This window comes from Marinobacterium profundum (assembly GCF_001528745.1).
Lineage (GTDB): Bacteria > Pseudomonadota > Gammaproteobacteria > Pseudomonadales > Balneatricaceae > Marinobacterium_A > Marinobacterium_A profundum.
Map to the genome: position 1 here is coordinate 56,165 of NZ_BCNS01000128.1, position 19,079 is coordinate 75,243.

The following is a 19,079-nucleotide window of genomic DNA, read 5'->3' on the forward strand; positions in this document are numbered from 1 at the left end:
CTGCAGAACTAGTTATGCAGGGCAGAATAACCACGTTCAAATTCTATTGCAAGAACGTTCTGTTTCTGTTGCATGAGCGTTCTACCTGATGCAACATCTAGTTTTAATTTTCGGAGAGTTCTCATGGCAGAACGGCGAGTAGAAGCAGTGGAACGGGCCCTTACCCTCCTGGAAGCCTTCAGTGAAGAACAGCGAGAGCTGTCGCTAGCAGAGCTTGCCCGGGCGACTGGCTTTTACAAGAGCACCATTCTGCGCTTGATGGCATCACTGGAAGCTTTCGGTTACGTGGCCCGGGACGAGCGCGGTATTTTCCGCATCGGACCTGCGGTCGCCCGCCTGGCTCCGCTGTCAGGTCAGGGCATAAACGTGGAGAAACTGATTCGCCCGATACTCAAATCCCTGCGTGATGCCAGTGGAGAGACCGCGTCTTTTTACATCCGGGCAGGCGATGAGCGCATCTGCCGGTTCCGCGAAAATGGCCGACATGAAGTGCGTCACCATCTTGAAGAAGGTGCGCGCTTGCCTATGGGCGTTGGCGCGGCAGCACGAGTGCTGAACCATGGCACTGAGCCGCACACCGTCGCGGTATCAGTGGGGGAACGGGAGCCCTCCCTAGCAGCAGCTGCGATAGCGATTCTCAAACCCTCCGGCGAATTGCTGGGGGCACTGGCTCTCTCCGGCCCGAAAGAGCGCTTCATGGGTGCTGAAGCCGAACACAGCGCTGTGCTGATTGAAAAGGCACGGGAACTGGAAACGCAATTGCCACAGGGCTCTCTTGTCATCTGAGACACCCCCACTCTCACTGTGCGACTGCCGACACCTGCGGGTGCCGGCACGGCCGATAACTCATACAACCTGTATCCGACAGTCTCTCTCCTCTCACCCCTGATCCCCCAATATCCGTCGTTCAATAGGCGTGCGCCGAACCCCGTCAGCGAGTCTCGCAGCATGCCAAATGCCGCGCTCAGCGTGCCTGTGCCTCCACGCAGGTAACCCACCAGTGCACCTGCCGAAACGGGCTTGGGCTGGTAAATAACAGCGTTAACGAACACCGCATCGACGGTTTTCCTTGACAAGCAAACAAATAAAAAATAGCCTCGGCAATCTATCTGATAGAACATATTCTGCAGAATAGAACATGCTGTTTGCGCAGATTGATGCCAACGCCACCGCAATGGCGGGGCCGGCCGCATCGATACCAACGCTCAAACAGAGCACACCAGACATCGCTGGATGTATTCGACATCCGCAAACGGAGAACAATAATGAGCAAAATCTCTTTGGTGCGAAAAAATACCCTTCCCTTTCTTGTCGCTGTCACACTGAGCGCCAGTGCTGTTGCTCAATCTGCACAGGCGTTCGAGCAATCCCGTAGCGCTGAGTGCATTGCCCCGGCCAACCCCGGAGGCGGCTGGGACTTTACATGCCGTAGCGTCGGCAAGGTACTGACCGAACTGGGTGCGATCTCCGGCAATGTGCAAACCGTGAATATGCCGGGGGCCAGCGGTGGCGTCGCTTTCGCGCATACCGTCTCGAAACGGGCTAACGACAGCGCACTTTTTGTTGCAGCGAGCACCGCCACCACCACTAGACTGGCCCAGGGGCAATTTCCTGGCATGAATCAGGATATGGTGCGTTGGGTCGGCGCGCTTGGTGCCGATTACGGTGTCATTGCCGTTGCCAAGGATTCGCCGTACCAGACTCTCACCGATCTGATGAATGCTCTCAAGAACGATCCGAATTCGGTCAAGTTTGGCGGCGGTAGCGCAACCGGTGGCTGGGATCACTTGAAAGTACTGATCGCGAGCCGTGCTGCTGGCCTGGACACGGCCAGCCTGCCAAAAATCAAGTATCTGGCATACAGCGGTGGCGGCGAAGCCATCACCCAGGTGGTGGGTGGACACCTCGACGGCTTCACTGGCGATATCTCCGAGGCACAGGGCTTTATGGAGTCCGGTGACCTGAAGGTGCTGGCCGTACTGTCGGAAGAACGCCTGCCCGCGCCGCTGGACAATATCCCCACCGCCCGTGAACAGAATATCGATGCCGTTGCCCCCAACTGGCGTGGATTCTACGTACCCAAGGATGTTTCCGATGAAGCGTACCAGTGGTGGGTCGACACCATGGATAGTGTATACAGCAGCACTAACTGGCAAAACATCATGCAGCAGAATGGGCTGATGCCATTCCACAAGTCCGGTGCCGAATTCGATCAATTCGTTCGGGATCAGGTGCAGAGCATCAAGGAAATCTCAACTGAAATCGGGCTGATTAAATGATAGGGGATCGAATCCTCGGTGTAGTTCTGCTCCTCCTGGCCGTGGTTTACGGCTGGGAGGCTGCCATGTTTCCCGAGCCCTTTGGTGGATCCGAGGCTGTCGGGCCGGAAACATTCCCGCTAATACTGTCGGTGATACTGGGATTGAGCAGCGTCTATCTGCTGGTGCGCCCGGATGAAGACGAAGAATGGCCGCATATGAAAATGCTGGCAGAGCTCGGCTTCGTACTGCTGGTACTGGCGATCTTTACCCTGATGTTGCAGCCGGTGGGCTTTGTTCCCGCCACCACCCTGATGGTCAGCGTGCTGTGCTGGCGCATGGGTGCCAAGCCGTTGCCCTCCGTTGCCACCGGTTTAGGTAGCGCCGTTGTAGTGTATGTACTGTTCAATTTCCTGCTTGAGCTGCACCTACCGGCCGGTGTTCTGGATCTGAAGGGAGTACTGAACTGATGGAAACCTTGAATTACCTGCTACAGGGTTTTGCGGTCGCACTGACACCGGAAAATCTGATGTTCGCAGCCATCGGTGCCATCCTTGGCACCATCATTGGCGCCCTGCCAGGCCTTGGCCCATCCAACGGTGTGGCTATCCTGATACCCCTGGCCTTCAGCCTTGGGCTGCCGGCGAGCTCAGCCCTGATTCTGCTGACCTCTGTGTATGCGGGTGCCATGTACGGCGGTCGTATCTCCAGTATTCTGCTGAATATTCCGGGTGACGAACCCGCGATGATGACCTGCCTTGACGGCTACCCCATGGCCCTGAAGGGCAAGGCAGCCGAAGCGCTGGCGATCTCCGCGATTGCGTCCTTTATCGGCAGCCTGCTGGCGACCATCGGGTTGGTGATTCTGGCGCCGATACTGGCCAAGTTTGCACTGCGTTTCGGCCCAGCCGAGTACTTCGCGCTCTTTACGCTGGCCTTTGCGACCCTGGGCGGCATTACCGGCAAGAACCCAATCAAAACTGTCGTGGCGGCCTGCCTGGGACTGATGATCGCCACCGTAGGTGTCGATATCAGCACCGGCAATCAGCGCTACACCTACAACATTCTGGAGCTGTACGAAGGGGTGGATTTCATTATCGCCATCGTTGGTCTCTTTGCCATCAGCGAGCTGCTGTTCTTTATTGAAATGCACGCCGGCGAAGGCTTCAAGAAGATGGCTTTGAACAAACTCAAACTGAGCATGAAAGACATTATTCAGGTACTGCCGACCAGCCTGCGCGGCTCCGTGCTCGGCTTTATCGCCGGCGTGCTGCCGGGTGCTGGCGCATCCCTGGGTAGCTTCCTCAGCTATACAATGGAAAAGAAAGTCGTCGGCAAGAGTGGGTATTTCGGTGAAGGTGACCCACGAGGAGTAGCGGCGCCTGAAGCCGGTAACAATGCGGCCGCTAACGGTGCGCTGGTGCCGATGCTGACCCTGGGCGTACCGGGCAGTGGTACCACGGCGGTGCTGCTGGCCATGCTGATCTCGCTGAATATCCAGCCGGGCCCGATGCTGTTCACCCAGAACGCTGAGCTGGTGTGGGGCGTGATCGCGGCGCTGTTCGTCGGCAACCTGATGCTACTGCTGCTGAACATTCCGATGATCGGTATTTTCGTTAAGCTGCTGAGCATTCCGCCCAAATACCTGATGCCGGTGGTGACCCTGGTGGCGTCAGTGGGCATCTTTGCCATCAGCAACAGCCCGCTGGACCTGTACTTCATGATTGGCTTCGGTCTGCTGGGCTACCTGCTGCGCAAGCTGCACATCCCGCTGGTACCGGTCATCCTCGGCATGCTGCTGGGCCCTGAAATGGAGAAGAGCCTGCGTCACGCCCTGACTCTTTCAGACGGTGACTGGACCATCCTCTGGAGCAGTGGCCTGTCGTTGGGAATATGGGCAGTGGCGATTGCCGGCCTGATGCTACCCTACCTTATCGGCCCCATCCTGCGTCGGCGCATGGCTGTACAGGCAGAAAAGACTCACAGTATCGTAGATTAAACCTGAGCACCTTCAGGATGATTACCTGCAACGAGCCTCGGCTTTGCGCGGGGTAGTCATCCTGAATTTTTACTATTTGAAGCATCGAACACGACCGAAGTATCGGCGTTGCGAATATCTACTGACCCTTCCTAAGTTTCCTCTCTCGCCTCGCGGGCGAATCCGCTTCGTGACAGCAGTTTCCCGCCGTCTGGACGCAACTCACCCTTCGGTGAAACGTGCCGGTAAAGTGTCTGGCGGGTAACGCCCAACTCTTCGCAGAGATCTGACACCTTGGTTTCCGGCTGGCCCATGGCGGCCATCGCCAGGCGTAGCTTGGCGGCGGTCATCTTGAAGGGGCGTCCCCCTTTCCTGCCGCGAGCGCGCGCCGAGGCCAGTCCGGCCACTGTCCGCTCAGAAATCAGCTCTCGCTCGAACTCGGCCAGTGCCGCGAAGATCCCGAATACCAACTTGCCCGCCGCAGTGGTGGTATCGATGGCTGCACCGTGACCGGTCAGCACTTTCAATCCGACGCCCCGAGCTGTGAGGTCATGAACGGTGTTGATCAAATGGCGTAGGTCACGTCCAAGCCGATCAAGCTTCCACACTACCAAGGTATCACCGTCACGAAGGGCCTTGAGGCATGCAGCCAATCCGGGTCGGTCATCCTTTCGCCCCGAGGCCATGTCTTCATATACATCGTTCACCGCTACTCCGGCCCCGATCAGCGCGTCGTGCTGCAAGTCCATTGCCTGAGAACCGTCCGCCTTGGACACCCGCATGTAACCGATCTGCATGAAAGCCTCTGTAATATAAACGTTCGATTAAGTGACAATCTGTGGAATAGTAGTCTTTTGGTGAAAAATTGTCACTTAACCCGTTATTTATTGTAAGACTTACAAAGGGGTAGATCTGATTATTAAGTGACAAAAATTCGGCGACTCTCACCTCTACTATCCAACGACCGAACCACCGCCCGCCCACCTGAGCCTGATGTATGCCAATTTGGCACACATATTTGACCACGAAAACAATGTATGCCATTCTGTCACACGGATAGGGCCGGTAGTTAAGGTAGCCCTGTCTACGCACCGACGGCCTGTTTCGCCGTCCGGCAACATACACGACAGAGGTATAGGTGATTTTGTCATGGCTACTACACAACACGCCTCTCAGAGACTCGTAACCAGGGCCTCTACTGAAGTGATTGAGCTAGTACAAGATGCGGCGGATATTTCCGGGGTTTCGGTATCCGATTTCTTGCGCGAGTGCGTAATCCAGCGTGCCAGAGCTGTGATCTCAGCTCACGAAGAGTTCACGCTGTCTGCACGAGGGCAAGAGCAGATCATGCAAGCACTGGAAAATCCGTCTCCGATTAATTCAAAGCTGCGAAACGCAGCACGGAGACTCAAAGAACATGGCGGTTTCTACTCCACTTGAACTACAGCCACTGAACAAGGCTGTCCACAATCGAGAGGCGTTCGACTGCGGCGTCGAACACCTCAACAAGTGGCTTTGCACCCAGGCAGTCTCTGCCGCAAAGCGCAACTTGTCACGAACCAAGGTGCTGGTGTCACCCGACGATCCGGGAACAGTGATTGGCTATTACTCAATAGCCAATACTACACTTCATGGGCTCGAAAAATATCCCAAGCAAGGGGCGCCAGCTCTCCTCCTGGGCCGTATGGCCGTTGATCAGTCCCACCAAGGTAAGCGGATCGGTGAGCAACTGCTACTGGCGGCGATGCGAGATACTGCGTACCTCTCAGCCGACCCCCGGCTGCCACCTGTAATTGGATTGGTAGTCGACCCCAAGGACGGCGCCGCCGGTTTCTATTTGAGTTACGGCTTTGACGAAATCGAGATGGATGATGGCATCACACGGCTGTTCATGCCAGTTTCAAAGTGCGTGGAAGTCACCGAAGCAATGAGCTGAGCGGTAAGCGGCTGGCGCGTGTTCAACATTTCAGCCGCCTTGCTTCCCTTCTATTGCACCGGACAAAGTGTTCTCACAAACGACCGTTTTCGAGAGCGCATTTGCCAGCGCGCAATCTCGCAACTGCCATCACTAGTCACCGTCTGGCGCATGCGACCGAGACAGTCGCTAACGGCAAAAGTGGACACTCTGAAGCGCAAACAAGATCCGAAACTGCGGCAATTGGCACAACTCGTAGAAGCCCGGCCTCCAGGCGATAGCTTTTCCTTACAACGACTCATTGGTCTCTTTATGCAACGATGACACCACAAAACGCTAGCACGCCGGGCTACCTTCGGAGATCGGTATACTCTCCCCGGAATTCCCCATTTCCCCCTCGACTGCACGGTGAAAAAGACGACTTAATTATAGGTTCCCTAGCCAATCAGACTCCGCCTCGATCTTACGGTTCTGCGGCAGGAAGTGATGCTCTAGGGTTCTCAGTAGCGCCTTGTCGGACTTCACCACCTCCCGTATCTCGTCCGGTCCCATGATGATCAGCTCAAATTTCGCCTTATTAGCTTCTCGAGTCCTGTCGATCCGGCACTGCGCATTGTGTGATAGAACGCCGCTGGTCCATAGCTCGAAGCGTGGTTTGGGGCCGTTCGGCGTTACGGCTTCGATACGCTCCAAGTGCTGACGGACGCGGTTTATTCTTACCGTCAACCACTTTCCTATCTCATCATCACTGACCTGAGTGCCAGGGCCCATGCCTTTACACTCAATCATTCGGGGACTGTTGCCCTCTTGCAGCAGGAATACGTCAACTTCAGCTTCTTCGTCATTGAGTCCTTTGCAGACCTTGTTGAGTACGGGCTGTCCCGGTGAATCTCTTCTGACGATATGTGCAACCAACAGTTCGAAGAAGGCTCCGCGCATATTGCCCATTGCCCCCTCCAGCTTGCTAAGGCGGCTAAACATATCATCGAATTTTTCCGGGTTTAGCGATCCCATTGCCGCCTTAGTCAACGCCCCAACAAGCTCTTTGAAGGCTTCGGCTATCTCTTTGCCGAAAAGAGATTCTGGGGTTCCTGGGATCACGCCGACTTCTCTCAAGGCTCGAAATGCTTCGCGGCTGTAACGGTCGGCTACAAAGATGAAAAACACTCGCTTCATCGTTTTGATGGACTGGAGAGTTTTTACCTTATGGACGAACGGTTCTATGTGGTGGAGTTTAACCGGGCTATTGAGTAATACATCACAGACAACAAAGCCAGGGCTTGGAGTGCTTTGATCCCTGTGCCATGAGAGAAGAGGAGCCAAGTAGCAGGGGGCTGATAAATCCCAGGTAAAGGTTCCTACCTGGGGGGGAGGACCTTCATCACCGCGGAGCTTGATGCGGTCAAAGCTGGCCATACCCAGTCGCCGCAACCATTCCTTGATGCTGTCGAGTAATGCCCGCTCCGCTATGAGACGAGCACGGGCTAACGCAGGCTCCTGGATGCCTGCGCTTTGTTGGTAGGCTTCAAATAGCTTCTTAGTCATAACGCACGGACCAAGTCCGGGTAAGCTTTCAGTCACCAGGATGTCTGCCTGCATCATACGCTGTAGTACCGTGCGAGCTCCCAAGTGCTTCTTCTGAGCAATTGGCGAGCCACAAGCACTGTCAAAGTCGGCTAGAGGCACAACCCTTCTGGCCTCTACAGCCCCTAGTGCCCGAGCATATGGTCCGTTGGTGTCATAGATCGCTTGAAAGAGGTTATGCCAGTACCGAGGGGAAGCGTAATCCTGCTGGAGGTACATAAAGCGCACCCGCCGCGCAAACGGGAGGTGGGCCAGCTTTTTGACGGCAGGTCCAGCACGGCTGATTTTTTGACGGGCAGCAGCAGGGGTAATCCCATGTTTCTGGGTGAGGTACTCGGCCAGCTTGCTGCTCAAGCATGGTCCAAGCTCGGACCAGGAAAGTGCTTCTTCTATCATGCGCCTATCTTCGGATGTGTCACATAGCGCTATTTATAATAATACACTTCGTGATCATTAGTAGTTTTTTGACTATATAAAACAACCATTTTAAAAACAAAGACTTATAAGAAATATTCTTCGCTTAAAATGACTCTATGTCACAGTCTACTTTTATGTGGAATATTTCACGGCTTTATTGATCACTCCACCAGACTGTCCGACCATACGCTAGAACCCCACTTTTGGGGTAGTATCGTGCAGAGGTCCGTCTGTTGCTTGCAACCTTCAGAAGCAAGCAGACAAGCTGATGGGGTCGGATTAACGTACTAGCTCTTATCGGCAGTTGGTGTAGAACACGCCTTGTCGACGCTCAGTAGCCTGGGTTAGTCAGGCTTCACTCAAATCATCAAAGGACTGTTGATCATGATCACCAAGATCCGTATTCGTGGGTACCGGATATACAAGGACTTCACGCTCTGCCCCCACCCAAAGAAGAACATCCTGATAGGTGATAACGACGCCGGTAAATCTACCTTGATGGAGGCTGTGTCACTGGCGCTTAACGGGCGAATCGGCGGCCGAGGCGTGATGGAGGAGCTGAACCCGCACTGGTTCAACTCCGAGTTGGTGGAGCAATTCCTTTCCGCCCGGAATGCGGGCGGAAAGCCATCCTTCCCCGAAATTCTAATTGAGCTGTACCTGCGTAATGATCCTGAGCTACAGGTACTGTGTGGCGCGGTTAACGCCGATGTACCCACTAATGCCTGCCCAGGTGTGTTCCTACGGATTTTCCCGAATGAAGAATACCAGGACATGTTGGACGAATGGTTGAAGGCCCCAAGCGATCTATTGCCCGTGGAGTACTACACGTACGAGTGGCGCTCGTTCGCAGACTGTCAGTTGATGAAGCGCCCGAGGGTCCTGTCTGTTGCCACAATTGATTCCCGTACAGTCAAGTCCACAACCGGCGTGGACTACCATTTGCGGCAGATCCTGAGCGATCATCTAGAGGCCCCTGAGAAGGCGGCAATATCGCAGGACTACCGAAAGATCAAAGCATCGATGACTGAGGGGGCGCTTGCGCCGGTCAACGCTCGTATCGCGGAGCTAGGGGCTGCGCTGCAAGCCGAGCCCATGGCTCTGGCTATGGATCAGACCTCCAGAACATCATGGGATAGCGCCATTACTCCTCACGTAGATCGTGTGCCATTTGCGATGGCAGGGCTTGGCCAGCAGGCTGCGATCAAGATCTCACTCGCTATGAAACGGCATGCGGACAACGTGAAGATCGTGATGATCGAGGAGCCCGAGAACCACCTTTCCCATACCAGTCTGAGGATTTTGCTGGACCGTATTGAGTCGCTTGCCTCGGATGAGCAGCAGCTCTTCATCTCGACTCACAGTACCTACGTGTTGAACCGACTTGGCCTGGATGCCTTACATCTGCTGAGCCGTAACCAAGTGTCGAAAATTACCGATCTGTCTCCAGAAACTGTCCGTTACTTCCAGCGACTGCCTGGATACGACACCTTGCGCTTGGTTCTGGCCAGAAAGGTGGTGCTGGTTGAAGGACCTTCCGATGAAATCATCTTCGAGCGAGTGTTTGTGGATCGATACGGACATGGGCCAATGGAGGCTGGGATTGATGTCGTCAGCATGCGTGGGCTTGCTCTCGCACGCTGCTTGGAGCTATGCCAGGCGATCGATAAGCCGGTAGCGGTGATGCGAGACAACGATGGAATCGAGCCCACGGAGCTGAGGGAGACTGTTGAGCAGTGGCTGGACGGCAAGAAGCGGGAGCTTTTTATCGGCGCTGTGGCTGATGGTTATACCCTTGAACCTCAGTTGGTCAAAGCGAACGGAGAGGAGCATCTAAGGGAGGTACTGGGAATCGCCGCGAGAGCTAGTTTGGATACCTGGATGACGCGCGAGAAGACCGAAGGCGCGATACGGATTGCCGAGTCAGATAAGGCTTTGACGCCGCCAGGGTATATGAGAGCAGCTGCAGAGTTTATCCAGAATGCCTAACTTCCTTACATTGGCAGTGGCTGGCGGTCGTAAGACTCAAGGTCTAGTGAATCACTGTAAAGCAATGCCCTCAGAACGTAAGGTTGCGCTGCTAACGTTCACCCAAACGAACCAGCAGGAGGTGAAGGCTCGGTTAGCTACTCAGGCCGGACATGCCACTGGGGTGGAGGTCATGGGGTGGTACACGTTTCTGCTCAGGCATTTTGCACAGCCATTCCTGCGCTTCAAATTCCCTGGTGAGCGAGTCGGGGGCTTCGAATTTGAAGGACGTCCAAGCAGGTATGCGCGAGGCAAAAGCAGGTTCATGACTGCCGACAACAGAATTTATAGCTGCGAGCTAGGTAGGCTGGCTTTTGAACTAATGGAGGCCACCCCGGCGCTGCTGAACCGCTTGGAATGCATCTACGACGAAATTCTCATCGACGAGGTTCAGGATCTTGCTAGCTACGATTGGGAGATCTTACAGGCGCTACTGCATTCCAACATTGAGGTACGGTTGGTTGGTGACGTGCGTCAGGCCGTCCTCTCCACGAATCCCAGAGGGCGCAAGAACAAGCAATTTGGTTACGCCGCTTCGTTGGAATGGTTCTTGGAGCGCGAGGCAGAAGGCTGCCTAAACATCACCTATACAACGATTACTTATCGGTGCAGGGAAGAGATTGCGACCTTTTCAGACAGCATTTTTGATGCGAGATGGGCCTTTCCTGAGACCACCTCAGAGAACAATGATGAGACTGGGCACGACGGTGTGTACCTGGTGCGCTCCGAGCATGTCTATGAGTACATGGCCAAGTACAGCCCCCAATGCTTAAGGAACAGCATAAGCTCGGCAAAAAATCTGGATCTTCCCTTCCAGAATTTCAAAGGGGTGAAGGGCGCCACCTTTGAGCGTGTGCTAATTGCTCCTACCAAAAACATAGAAAACTTCATCAAGAATGGAAGGCCTTTGGAGTCGACAGCCGCTGCGGCGTTTTACGTTGCAGTCACCCGCGCCAAGCAAAGCCTTGCAATCGTGCTTGACCTGCCAGGGAAGTCTCACCTGCGATACTGGTCTCCCTGATTCCGGTTGTCGTTTTCAGAAGTCGACTGCACGGAATATCAGAAACCGATTGCACTACTCGGATGTCAATTTCAGAAGACGACTGCACCATTTATCAGGAGTCGCCTGCACTGCCTCTGCCCAGTTTGTCCCGCACTCGCATGATGGACTGCCGGGTGGTGCCGTAGTCACGCGCCACCTGCGCAACCGATTCGCCAGCCGCAAGGCGTTGCATGGCTTCGGCCTGCTGCACCTTGGTCAACGCTGGCGGGCGGCCCAGCGCCTTACCATCCGCGCGCACACGCGCAATGCCTGCCTGGGTTCGCTCGATCAGCAAGTCGCGTTCAAACTCAGCCACCGCACTCAACACGCTCATGGTCATCTTTCCGGCGGCGCTGGTCAGATCGACCCCGCCGAGCGCCAGGCAGTGGACGCGGACACTATCGGCGGCCAATCGCTCAACCGTTGCGCGGACATCCATGGCATTGCGACCGAGCCGGTCCAACTTGGTCACGATAAGCACATCACCGGGCTCCAGCCGGTCAAGCAATCGGACAAACTGCGGACGCTCAGTGGCTGCGATGCTTCCGCTGATGCTTTCGGTCACGATGCGCCGCTGATTGACTGAGAAGCCTGCGGCTTCAATCTCTCGAACCTGGTTGTCGGTATTCTGGTCAGCCGTGCTGACGCGGGCATAGATGAAGGAGCGTGACATTGTCTGAAGCCATCGACCTGTACGAAATGGGAGTACTTATTATATGCCATGTCCGAAATAGCGGGAGGCTTACTTACGTACAGGCGGTTCGATAGGTGTCCGTAACCGATCATATACGTACACATCAAGGTGTTCGAGATACCGCCCACCGTGCAACGATGTTTGAAGAATCGTCGAAGCTGGTGCACAGGACTGCTGGTTGGTAGCTTTGTGCGCACCAGTGGTTTCAGGGTGCAGCCACCCTCTGAAAAGACACATGCCCTGATCTCACTTTCGTGCACAGGAGTTTTGAGCATAGTTGAATGACTGCTGATACCGAGCTGTCAGGATCCGCGTCTGCATAAAGTGCGCTACATCCAGTCAATTGATGCTGCTGTCTTCTTCTTGTGAAAATGACATCAGTCGACGTCGTTGGTTGATTTCCATTTGCCGGCAGCAATTGCTGTACATTCGGCAACAAGCAGATCTAGAACTGACTCGATCTTGCGAACATCATATGTACCCGCGGCCAAGGTTTCTGACGTTTGTTTCAAGAACTCCTTGCTGTAGAAATCCTTGTGTTCCAACGCCCCCTGATAGGTACCGAGGTTCTTTTTGTAGTTGGTCCAAAGCACCTTAGCCGGCGGATGATGGCCGACATCAAGATCGAGATAGCACTCAATCGCTGCCCCGCGCTGGTTAATGTCCGAGGTGCCGAGCCCCTCTGGGCCTTGCGACGGAAACGCGCGAAAATCCTCAAGCTCAGGCAGCATGATCTCGCGCATATTCCCAGGAAGCGTGAGCGCGGAAAGACGCTGATGGGCATCGAGACCCTCGGCGTCATTGTCGAATACGAAAACGACTTGATTGTGGACGTCTATCTTAGCGAGCCCTTCCGCGAACTTCACTAGGCTACCTGTACCCGAAAACGGATGGCTTTCGCTCACGTCAATGAATCGGAAGAAATCTGCGATTCCTGGCCGCAACAGTGCGAGCGCATGCTTTAAGATGTGAACGTCCGAGCTGCCCTCGGTCGCGATCAAGAACGTCTCAGTCCGCTTGGCGTAAGGCACGAACTGCCGCTCCGTAGCCCACCCTGCCTGCACCAACGGACCATATTGCCAAACAATGGGAGCATCCTCGTTCGCGCTCGACTCCGCCAAGAGACGCAGGACGGAATACGGGTGAAGGATATTTACTAACTGACCGAAAAAGCTTAGCTCCGAATAGGCCTGGATATCAAAGGATTGGTAGCCGGGAATACGCTCAAGCTGTATCCCGCCGAATCGCCCTCTGATTTTCTCTTCGCTTGCATCGTCCGAGTCCCAAATAAAGGTATCGTTGAGACTGTTGACCGGGTGAGCGGTAGCGAAAGCGCAGAACTCCGAAAAAGACATCAGGTCGAGAATGGGGTCGTCATCATCCTGAAGAGACTGCCTTTCCTCTAGCCAGCCGTCTGCGACAGTGTCATATTCACGGCGGACGCGCTCCAGATTGAAGCCCAAGAGTTCGAGGCGCGGAACGACTTGCTTAAGCGGCCGCGTGAACACCATCTCGGAAAGTGTGGTGCCCTCGTCCCCCTCTATATGCCAATCGTAGTCGAGTTGGTTGCTCTTGATCGCCTTTCGATCTAGTTCCTGAAAAATCGATCCGTGATCGATTCCGCGGTGGTTCTTGCTGTACGTGACCGACACACCGGCCACATCGAGCGTAATCTCCGTTCCCACGCATCTCCCCCTGTCCGTATTAGATGGCTATTCTACTCGAAGCTACTAACCCGGATATAGCCGATACGATATCCCTTCACGACGCCTCCAAGGATGAATCTGTCAGGTTGAAATCCATGACCCTCTAAGGCAAGTGTCAATCAATGGAGAATAGCACTCTATCCTGACGGATTGACGAGCGCTTACCTGACATCAGGTTAGGGTATAGTTCAACGGGACAGCCGGATTTAAGTCCATTACGAAGGAGCGTCAGCTTATCCCGTGATAATTTGATACTATCTAACACCACCCGTGACGCTCTAAGGAATTTTGTGATCAAATCCGCGAAGAAATGGGCGCGCACCATCAAACGCGATGTGCATGCAGTCTGGTTGGCCGCCCGCGATCCACGTACACCATGGTTTGCCAAGGCGCTCGCACTGACTGTGGCCGCGTATGCCGTCTCGCCTATCGACTTGATCCCAGACTTCATCCCAGTGCTGGGCTATCTCGATGATCTCATTATCGTGCCACTCGGCATTCTGATGGTGGTTCGACTTATTCCGCCCGATGTGATGAATGAACATCGGGAGGCTGCTGCCGCGTCAACCAATCGTCCTGCCAGCCGTTTCGCTGCGGGTGCCGTCATTGCTATTTGGATCGGTTGCGCCGCCCTCTTGGTCGCCGCCTACCGTCTCCCCGCCGAGTAATCAGGCGGCGACCAGGGCCCGCGCATGCTCCAGCTTTCCCGCTAAAACCTCACTATGCTGTGCCAGCCACATGTCATTTATCAATTGAAGGTTGAGCCAGAACTCTGGCGTGGTACCCAGAACCTTGGCCAACAGAAAGGCCGTCTCTGCCGTTACGCCTCGCCGTCCGCCGCATAGCTCATTGACCGTTTTCCGGCCTACGCCCATTGCTTTAGCCAGCTCTCCCTGAGTGATTCCAAGGGGCTCCAGAAATTCTTCCCTGAGCATAACGCCCACAGTAGTGGGCTGATGGGCAGGAATTTTCAGTGCTTCAGCCATAATCTCACCTCTCACTTATACGTATGGGGATCCAGGTAAACCCCGTTAGCCTCACCAGCGTCCCACTGAAATATCAGGCGGTATTGCTTGTTCACCCGGATCGAGCACCAGCCTTTCAGGTTGCCCTGCAAGTGCTCGAACCTGTTACCAGGCGGTACTCTCAAATCCTGTTCGCCCGCAGCGACATGGATGATATCGAGCTTTCGCTTGAGAGCTCCTGCGATTGTGCTAGGGATTTCGGCCGACTTCTCGCCGCCGAAGTAATACTCATCCAGCCATTTATCCCTGAACGTTTTGATCATCCTAAATGTATCCTGTATCGACTCACGTTACAAGCGAATTTCTACCGCCTACCCAGTCGGAATTCCTCATAATAAGGGTTAGCTCACGAAACGGATCGGCTGTGACTGCTGCCTGCCACAGGCCTTCTAAGAACCGTGCATGTGAGCAGGCCAGATCTGCTCCAGACCACCTCTCATCACCGCAGTTCTTCAACCCTGCACATTGCTGATCACTCTCCCCAGGCACCGGCAAACAGCTCGCGCTCCTCTTGCCCGATCACCTGCAGATAGATTTCCGTTGTCTTGGTCGAGCTGTGCCCCATTGCTTTAGCCAACACATGAATCGGCAATGGTCGGGCGGCCGTCACCATCGCGACGCCGTACCCGTGCCGCAGCCCTTTCCCCGTCGCCTGCTTGCCCTCGATCCCGGCCCGATCCATGACCCGCTTTATCAGCCGGTAGGCGGTCGGGCGGCTCATAGACCACAAGCGGGCGCCGCCGGCGGCGGTGCCCTGCACTCGGCACACGTCGAAAACCAGGTCCAGCTGATCGATCAAACGCTCCGGTACCGGCACGGCTCGGTACTGTGGCTGCTTGGTGCGTCCCTGGCGGTCCGTAGCGCGCTTTTTCAGGGACCGGAAGGTGATAGAGGCGGTGTCCACGCGCACTCGATCAGCGGTCAATGCCAGCGCCTCCGAGGGCCTGCACCCGGTATCGTGCAGGACATAGCAAAACAGGCGATCCTCGGGGGACTCCGCACCCGCCGCGGCAATGAACGCCTTTCGCTCCGCAGCCGTCAGGTAGAGCCGGTCACCGTCAGGGCTGTAGAGCCGCATTTCAGGGGCAATTTCGCGCATGCTTCCGCGTATCCTGCAATGTGGTGTAATAGCTCAGGCTCGATTGGATCAATTGGGCGTTGCCCTTGGTGTTTTCATTTTCAACTGCGCAGCGCAATCCATGATGTCACCCGCGTAAAATTGATAATGTACAGCTCCGACCCCACATAGTATGGGCTTGGGCATGATGACGCCTCTCAAGCGCCCCTCATTCCGGATGGCGTCTTTAAGCTCATTAACACTCACGCCGAGCAGGCGGGCGGCGTTAGCGACGCCGAGGCGTTCCTTTCGAAAGTCCTTCATCGCTCACTCCTCTTTCCGTTCATTGCAATCGGCCTCACCGAGCATGGCAAGGGCCTACGACGCTCTTTGAATCAAGATATATATATTTTGATTCAAAAGAAGTCCAAAAAACGCCCCTGTCGGGGCTTTTGGGGTCTGATGGTGCCCGTCGGAGCGGGCGCCGTGAATCACTATAGGGTATTGAGGACCTCAACTGCCGCCGGCTGAAGTCACGGCAGCAGATCTCTCGGATGGCAGTCTAATACCCTTGCAATCAGGTACAGCTTCTCGATAGTCAAGTTCACTTCTCCACGTTCGACACGTCCCATGTAGCTTCGATCCAGGCCTGCCAAAAGCGCGAGTCTTTCCTGTGATATGCCAAGTAGCTTGCGCCGAGAGCGCACATTCATTCCAAATTGAATTAGTAGATTGTTCATGCATTGCCTCATCTGAGGCAGGCACTATCTAAAGTTGCGGTCTAAAATACCACGGACTATAATCCTCATTTCTTGAGATGGAGCAGTTCGAAGCGCTCAATCCAACTGCAAACTTGAAAGAGAGGCTCCATGGCTGCGGTAGCAGTAAAACTTGATCCAAACCTCCACCAGATTCTTGCCCGCCAGGATGTCAATTGCGGCACGGTTATTGAGCTGAGAGATGCATACATGGAGATGGCCGAACTAGGACGAGATATAGACCGCAAGAAGGTGCGGACGTGGCTCTACGGTCAGCTTCGTCGCCTGGTAACGCAGGGACTTCTTCGCAAGAAAAACGCGCCCAATTCGAGACTTACCACCTACCTCAAGACCAAGGCTTTCGACCAAACCTCTTTCCGCATAAACGGAAAACTAGTATCCAACGAGGTGGTTGGAAGCAACGAGCACTTGATGGGTACTCAGGATCAAGTCCTTGAGCAGGTAAGAGCACGTTCCAAGCAGTATCAGGTCGACCTCATTGCGTGCACCGGAGAATCTAAAGACTATCCCGCCCTTAGATCAAAATTGGAACCTCGCTATCATCTCGCTAGAGAGCGCAGCACCAAACGGCTCGGCCAGTTAAAAACAATTGAGAGCGTTCTGATGGAATGGGCTTCACCGTGAAAATCAGGCAATGGCAGGAAGAGTACGTTGAGATTCACTAATACTTCCGAACTCATGCAGCCTGAAAACCAACTAATGACTTTGAAGTTGAATTCATTGGAAGCTTCAGAGAACGAGTGATTTCTTTATACGAATGAACCGTATGCAGAATTGTAGGTTTTAGTGAGCCCTTTTATGAAAATAGCCCCAAGTATTTTTTGGGCATATGGAGTCTGGAGACAGCGATGAGCAGTGTTGAAATAAAGTGTACTTTAAAAAATTGGAAACTTGTACATCTGTGTAACGCTGATGGTCACACGGTAGTAATCATTGTTTGGGGAACCCCGGTGGACGAACCGGGCCAATACGTGAGGACGTCGCCAGTGCGCGAAATAGTGGCGGGTGATGACGACCAATCAGCACTTGTGCATACGGCAAATAGTATTTATCGCGTACTCGGGTCAGGGGCTGAATATTATCTTCCCCTTAAAGCGACTGAAATGCTTTCACAGGGCTTCAGTCCTGATGAGTGTACCAAGTATTACCGTCCTGTTACGCCAGTAAAAGATTAGGTCGATGTCAGACGCAGCAGCGGATGGGCCAGATTGACGATGTCTTCCAAGCGCGGTTTGAACAAGTCACTCTGCGGTTTGTGGATCTTCTTTTTAGGCTTCATAGTTCGACGATTCTGAAACTTTTTGGGCTTTCAGGCGTGAAAACGAAGGGTTTCACACCGTCGAACCACAGTATAGCCAGTTACCAATCAATGGGTTGTAAGTTTTTCAGGGGCGACGACATACCCTGCCGCGGTAAGTTTAGCTGGCTTTACGCAGGCGAGGCAGCTCCTGCCTTTATTGCCGCGGTTTCGCACGATGGCACGGGATCGCAGGTGTTCAATCTCAACGGTCCCTGCGTCGAGATCGAGAAGGTCATTGGGCGGCTAAAAGGCATCGTGCCCGACACACAGATTACCTGTTCAGGTGATGAATTCCCCATGCCGGTGAAACTGGACGATACCCCGATACAAGCCGCCCTGCCGTCTTAATCCAAAATCCCGCTCGAGAAAGGACTCTTGGCGACGTATTTGGCCTTGGCTCCGTGAGACGGCGGTCAGCGGCAATGGTGTCGCCCTTACTCATTGCGCCCCCCTGAATTGAAAACAGAAACATGCAGCTTATTTGCAAGCCCCCGGTTCATAAACAACATCGACGCACCCGTCCCGCGGGTAAGCAACAGGAGTCCAGCCATGGCAGTCGTTCGAGTCGCGATCAGCGGTTACGGCCGTATCGGTCGCAATACTCTACTTGCTCTTTACGAGTCCGGTTACCGCAACCGCATTCAGGTGGTGGCGATCAACGATCTCGGGGACGCCACAATCAATGCGCACCTGACCCGTTTCGACTCGGTGCACGGCCGCTTTGACGGTACCGTGCTGGTCGATGGAGACCGCCTGGTGATCAATGACCGGAACATGCTTCTCAAGCAGACGGAGATTGACACGAATATATACTGGGTAAATCATAGTCACCCCGGTGTTAATGGACAGGCAACCAAGCTTGTATTGCCACCAATAAAGGGGATCCAAGGGGTTTACCCCTTGGCCGCGAAGTCTTACGGAGAACGCAGTTTGAAGTAAGACATAGTCGGTCACTCGGTCTTGATTTTTTCAAGATTAAAAAACGAGAAAAACCCCTTATATATTTTTAGTAACAAGACTTATCTACGAGATATCGTAGCAGTTTCACGCCCTATTCCGAACAGATATTGTTAGCAGTCAGATAGCCGGAAAAACTAAGGTTTCCGCTAATTTTGATAGACCTAACATGGTAATTTTCCTGTACGCAGGTAACGCTGCCACATTGCGTTCGCCGGGTAGTGCGGATTGCCAATGCTGTCGAGGATCAGTAACGGCGGTTCCTCTGTCACAACCATCACACGAACGGCAACCGTACCGTTCGAGAGGTAATTTAGGTCGTGATTCAGTGAACGAAAA

20 protein-coding genes and 2 pseudogenes are annotated in these 19,079 nt (G+C 54.2%); 13 read left to right on the forward strand and 9 right to left on the reverse strand.

The genetic code is table 11. The features are described 5' to 3' along the window. Positions 1 to 123 precede the first annotated feature (123 nt). The 4 genes from MPRO_RS14565 (at position 124) to MPRO_RS14580 (ending at position 4,257) form a co-directional block, all read left to right on the forward strand. The gene (locus MPRO_RS14565; protein WP_067294058.1) at positions 124 to 786 is read left to right on the forward strand and encodes an IclR family transcriptional regulator; all 663 of its coding nucleotides are present in this window, start codon (positions 124 to 126) and stop codon (positions 784 to 786) included. Positions 787 to 1,265: 479 nt separating this feature from the next. Next, entirely contained in the window at positions 1,266 to 2,279 is a 1,014-nt protein-coding gene (locus MPRO_RS14570; RefSeq protein WP_067294061.1) for a Bug family tripartite tricarboxylate transporter substrate binding protein, read from the forward strand. Next, on the forward strand, positions 2,276 to 2,728 hold the full coding sequence (locus MPRO_RS14575; RefSeq protein ID WP_067294063.1) for a tripartite tricarboxylate transporter TctB family protein: 453 nt from the start codon (positions 2,276 to 2,278) through the stop codon (positions 2,726 to 2,728). Before MPRO_RS14570 ends, MPRO_RS14575 begins: the two co-directional genes overlap by 4 nt. Next, complete coding sequence (locus MPRO_RS14580; protein ID WP_067294065.1) at positions 2,728 to 4,257, forward strand: tripartite tricarboxylate transporter permease; 1,530 nt, start codon at positions 2,728 to 2,730, stop codon at positions 4,255 to 4,257. Before MPRO_RS14575 ends, MPRO_RS14580 begins: the two co-directional genes overlap by 1 nt. Positions 4,258 to 4,388: 131 nt before the next feature. On the opposite strand, the gene MPRO_RS14585 is transcribed toward MPRO_RS14580, so the two are convergent. Further along, positions 4,389 to 5,033, reverse strand: a complete 645-nt coding sequence (locus MPRO_RS14585; RefSeq protein WP_067294068.1) for a recombinase family protein — start codon at positions 5,031 to 5,033, stop codon at positions 4,389 to 4,391. A gap of 352 nt (positions 5,034 to 5,385) precedes the next feature. Here MPRO_RS14585 and MPRO_RS26570 point away from each other — a divergent pair, with 352 nt between their 5' ends. Both MPRO_RS26570 and MPRO_RS14590 read left to right on the forward strand, forming a co-directional pair. Continuing rightward, complete coding sequence (locus tag MPRO_RS26570) at positions 5,386 to 5,676, forward strand: type II toxin-antitoxin system TacA family antitoxin (protein WP_158651828.1); 291 nt, start codon at positions 5,386 to 5,388, stop codon at positions 5,674 to 5,676. Further along, entirely contained in the window at positions 5,654 to 6,172 is a 519-nt protein-coding gene (locus MPRO_RS14590) for a GNAT family N-acetyltransferase (RefSeq protein WP_067294070.1), read from the forward strand. The genes MPRO_RS26570 and MPRO_RS14590 overlap by 23 nt, the downstream gene beginning before the upstream one ends. A 405-nt stretch (positions 6,173 to 6,577) precedes the next feature. Here the strand turns inward: MPRO_RS14590 and MPRO_RS14595 are convergent, their stop codons facing one another. After that, entirely contained in the window at positions 6,578 to 8,131 is a 1,554-nt protein-coding gene (locus tag MPRO_RS14595; RefSeq protein WP_067294073.1) for a hypothetical protein, read from the reverse strand. A gap of 405 nt (positions 8,132 to 8,536) precedes the next feature. On the opposite strand from MPRO_RS14595, the gene MPRO_RS14600 reads away from it, so the two are divergent. Continuing rightward, positions 8,537 to 10,141, forward strand: a complete 1,605-nt coding sequence (locus MPRO_RS14600) for an ATP-dependent nuclease (RefSeq protein WP_067294075.1) — start codon at positions 8,537 to 8,539, stop codon at positions 10,139 to 10,141. Beyond that, positions 10,134 to 11,201, forward strand: a complete 1,068-nt coding sequence (locus tag MPRO_RS14605) for a UvrD-helicase domain-containing protein (RefSeq protein WP_067294077.1) — start codon at positions 10,134 to 10,136, stop codon at positions 11,199 to 11,201. The genes MPRO_RS14600 and MPRO_RS14605 overlap by 8 nt, the downstream gene beginning before the upstream one ends. Positions 11,202 to 11,295: 94 nt before the next feature. On the opposite strand, the gene MPRO_RS14610 is transcribed toward MPRO_RS14605, so the two are convergent. Both MPRO_RS14610 and MPRO_RS14615 read right to left on the reverse strand, forming a co-directional pair. Beyond that, the gene (locus MPRO_RS14610) at positions 11,296 to 11,895 is read right to left on the reverse strand and encodes a recombinase family protein (protein ID WP_067294080.1); all 600 of its coding nucleotides are present in this window, start codon (positions 11,893 to 11,895) and stop codon (positions 11,296 to 11,298) included. A 398-nt stretch (positions 11,896 to 12,293) separates the two neighbouring features. Then, entirely contained in the window at positions 12,294 to 13,601 is a 1,308-nt protein-coding gene (locus MPRO_RS14615; RefSeq protein WP_067294082.1) for a HEPN/Toprim-associated domain-containing protein, read from the reverse strand. 323 nt (positions 13,602 to 13,924) lie between these two features. Between MPRO_RS14615 and MPRO_RS26365 the strand changes: the two are divergent. Continuing rightward, positions 13,925 to 14,239: pseudogene (locus MPRO_RS26365) on the forward strand (YkvA family protein); the annotation flags it as partial. Between the two features lie 51 nt (positions 14,240 to 14,290). Here the strand turns inward: MPRO_RS26365 and MPRO_RS14625 are convergent. From MPRO_RS14625 to MPRO_RS25120, 5 genes are all read right to left on the reverse strand, one after another. After that, positions 14,291 to 14,608 carry a HigA family addiction module antitoxin gene (locus MPRO_RS14625; RefSeq protein WP_067294088.1) on the reverse strand — a complete coding sequence of 106 codons (318 nt, stop codon included), beginning with the start codon at positions 14,606 to 14,608 and terminating at the stop codon, positions 14,291 to 14,293. 11 nt (positions 14,609 to 14,619) lie between these two features. Beyond that, positions 14,620 to 14,910 (reverse strand): type II toxin-antitoxin system RelE/ParE family toxin, encoded by a 291-nt coding sequence (locus tag MPRO_RS14630; RefSeq protein WP_067294092.1) that lies wholly within the window; start codon positions 14,908 to 14,910, stop codon positions 14,620 to 14,622. A 209-nt stretch (positions 14,911 to 15,119) separates the two neighbouring features. Continuing rightward, entirely contained in the window at positions 15,120 to 15,746 is a 627-nt protein-coding gene (locus MPRO_RS14635) for a tyrosine-type recombinase/integrase (protein ID WP_067294095.1), read from the reverse strand. A 48-nt stretch (positions 15,747 to 15,794) separates the two neighbouring features. Continuing rightward, positions 15,795 to 16,028 carry a hypothetical protein gene (locus MPRO_RS14640; RefSeq protein WP_067294098.1) on the reverse strand — a complete coding sequence of 78 codons (234 nt, stop codon included), beginning with the start codon at positions 16,026 to 16,028 and terminating at the stop codon, positions 15,795 to 15,797. A gap of 209 nt (positions 16,029 to 16,237) precedes the next feature. Next, positions 16,238 to 16,444, reverse strand: coding sequence for a helix-turn-helix domain-containing protein (locus MPRO_RS25120; protein ID WP_082708806.1), 207 nt, complete (start codon positions 16,442 to 16,444; stop codon positions 16,238 to 16,240). A 129-nt stretch (positions 16,445 to 16,573) separates the two neighbouring features. Here MPRO_RS25120 and MPRO_RS14645 point away from each other — a divergent pair, with 129 nt between their 5' ends. The 4 genes and pseudogenes from MPRO_RS14645 to MPRO_RS26655 form a co-directional block, all read left to right on the forward strand. Then, positions 16,574 to 17,107, forward strand: a complete 534-nt coding sequence (locus MPRO_RS14645) for a VspR family transcription factor (RefSeq protein ID WP_067294100.1) — start codon at positions 16,574 to 16,576, stop codon at positions 17,105 to 17,107. A 224-nt stretch (positions 17,108 to 17,331) separates the two neighbouring features. Further along, on the forward strand, positions 17,332 to 17,658 hold the full coding sequence (locus tag MPRO_RS25855; RefSeq protein WP_158651829.1) for a hypothetical protein: 327 nt from the start codon (positions 17,332 to 17,334) through the stop codon (positions 17,656 to 17,658). A gap of 23 nt (positions 17,659 to 17,681) precedes the next feature. Further along, complete coding sequence (locus tag MPRO_RS14650; protein WP_067294103.1) at positions 17,682 to 18,131, forward strand: hypothetical protein; 450 nt, start codon at positions 17,682 to 17,684, stop codon at positions 18,129 to 18,131. Positions 18,132 to 18,332: 201 nt separating this feature from the next. Then, positions 18,333 to 18,548 (forward strand): annotated as a pseudogene (locus MPRO_RS26655) (glyceraldehyde 3-phosphate dehydrogenase NAD-binding domain-containing protein); the annotation flags it as partial. Positions 18,549 to 19,079 lie beyond the last annotated feature (531 nt).

What these genes read in the sequence shown, in the direction of transcription:
- MPRO_RS14565 (WP_067294058.1), top strand. Translation starts at nt 124, where the DNA reads ATGGCAGAACGGCGAGTAGAAGCAGTGGAACGGGCCCTTACCCTCCTG.
- MPRO_RS14570 (WP_067294061.1), top strand. Translation starts at nt 1,266, where the DNA reads ATGAGCAAAATCTCTTTGGTGCGAAAAAATACCCTTCCCTTTCTTGTC.
- MPRO_RS14575 (WP_067294063.1), top strand. Translation starts at nt 2,276, where the DNA reads ATGATAGGGGATCGAATCCTCGGTGTAGTTCTGCTCCTCCTGGCCGTG.
- MPRO_RS14580 (WP_067294065.1), top strand. Translation starts at nt 2,728, where the DNA reads ATGGAAACCTTGAATTACCTGCTACAGGGTTTTGCGGTCGCACTGACA.
- MPRO_RS14585 (WP_067294068.1), bottom strand. Translation starts at nt 5,033, where the DNA reads ATGCAGATCGGTTACATGCGGGTGTCCAAGGCGGACGGTTCTCAGGCA.
- MPRO_RS26570 (WP_158651828.1), top strand. Translation starts at nt 5,386, where the DNA reads ATGGCTACTACACAACACGCCTCTCAGAGACTCGTAACCAGGGCCTCT.
- MPRO_RS14590 (WP_067294070.1), top strand. Translation starts at nt 5,654, where the DNA reads ATGGCGGTTTCTACTCCACTTGAACTACAGCCACTGAACAAGGCTGTC.
- MPRO_RS14595 (WP_067294073.1), bottom strand. Translation starts at nt 8,131, where the DNA reads ATGATAGAAGAAGCACTTTCCTGGTCCGAGCTTGGACCATGCTTGAGC.
- MPRO_RS14600 (WP_067294075.1), top strand. Translation starts at nt 8,537, where the DNA reads ATGATCACCAAGATCCGTATTCGTGGGTACCGGATATACAAGGACTTC.
- MPRO_RS14605 (WP_067294077.1), top strand. Translation starts at nt 10,134, where the DNA reads ATGCCTAACTTCCTTACATTGGCAGTGGCTGGCGGTCGTAAGACTCAA.
- MPRO_RS14610 (WP_067294080.1), bottom strand. Translation starts at nt 11,895, where the DNA reads ATGTCACGCTCCTTCATCTATGCCCGCGTCAGCACGGCTGACCAGAAT.
- MPRO_RS14625 (WP_067294088.1), bottom strand. Translation starts at nt 14,608, where the DNA reads ATGGCTGAAGCACTGAAAATTCCTGCCCATCAGCCCACTACTGTGGGC.
- MPRO_RS14630 (WP_067294092.1), bottom strand. Translation starts at nt 14,910, where the DNA reads ATGATCAAAACGTTCAGGGATAAATGGCTGGATGAGTATTACTTCGGC.
- MPRO_RS14635 (WP_067294095.1), bottom strand. Translation starts at nt 15,746, where the DNA reads ATGCGCGAAATTGCCCCTGAAATGCGGCTCTACAGCCCTGACGGTGAC.
- MPRO_RS14640 (WP_067294098.1), bottom strand. Translation starts at nt 16,028, where the DNA reads ATGAAGGACTTTCGAAAGGAACGCCTCGGCGTCGCTAACGCCGCCCGC.
- MPRO_RS25120 (WP_082708806.1), bottom strand. Translation starts at nt 16,444, where the DNA reads ATGAACAATCTACTAATTCAATTTGGAATGAATGTGCGCTCTCGGCGC.
- MPRO_RS14645 (WP_067294100.1), top strand. Translation starts at nt 16,574, where the DNA reads ATGGCTGCGGTAGCAGTAAAACTTGATCCAAACCTCCACCAGATTCTT.
- MPRO_RS25855 (WP_158651829.1), top strand. Translation starts at nt 17,332, where the DNA reads ATGAGCAGTGTTGAAATAAAGTGTACTTTAAAAAATTGGAAACTTGTA.
- MPRO_RS14650 (WP_067294103.1), top strand. Translation starts at nt 17,682, where the DNA reads ATGGGCCAGATTGACGATGTCTTCCAAGCGCGGTTTGAACAAGTCACT.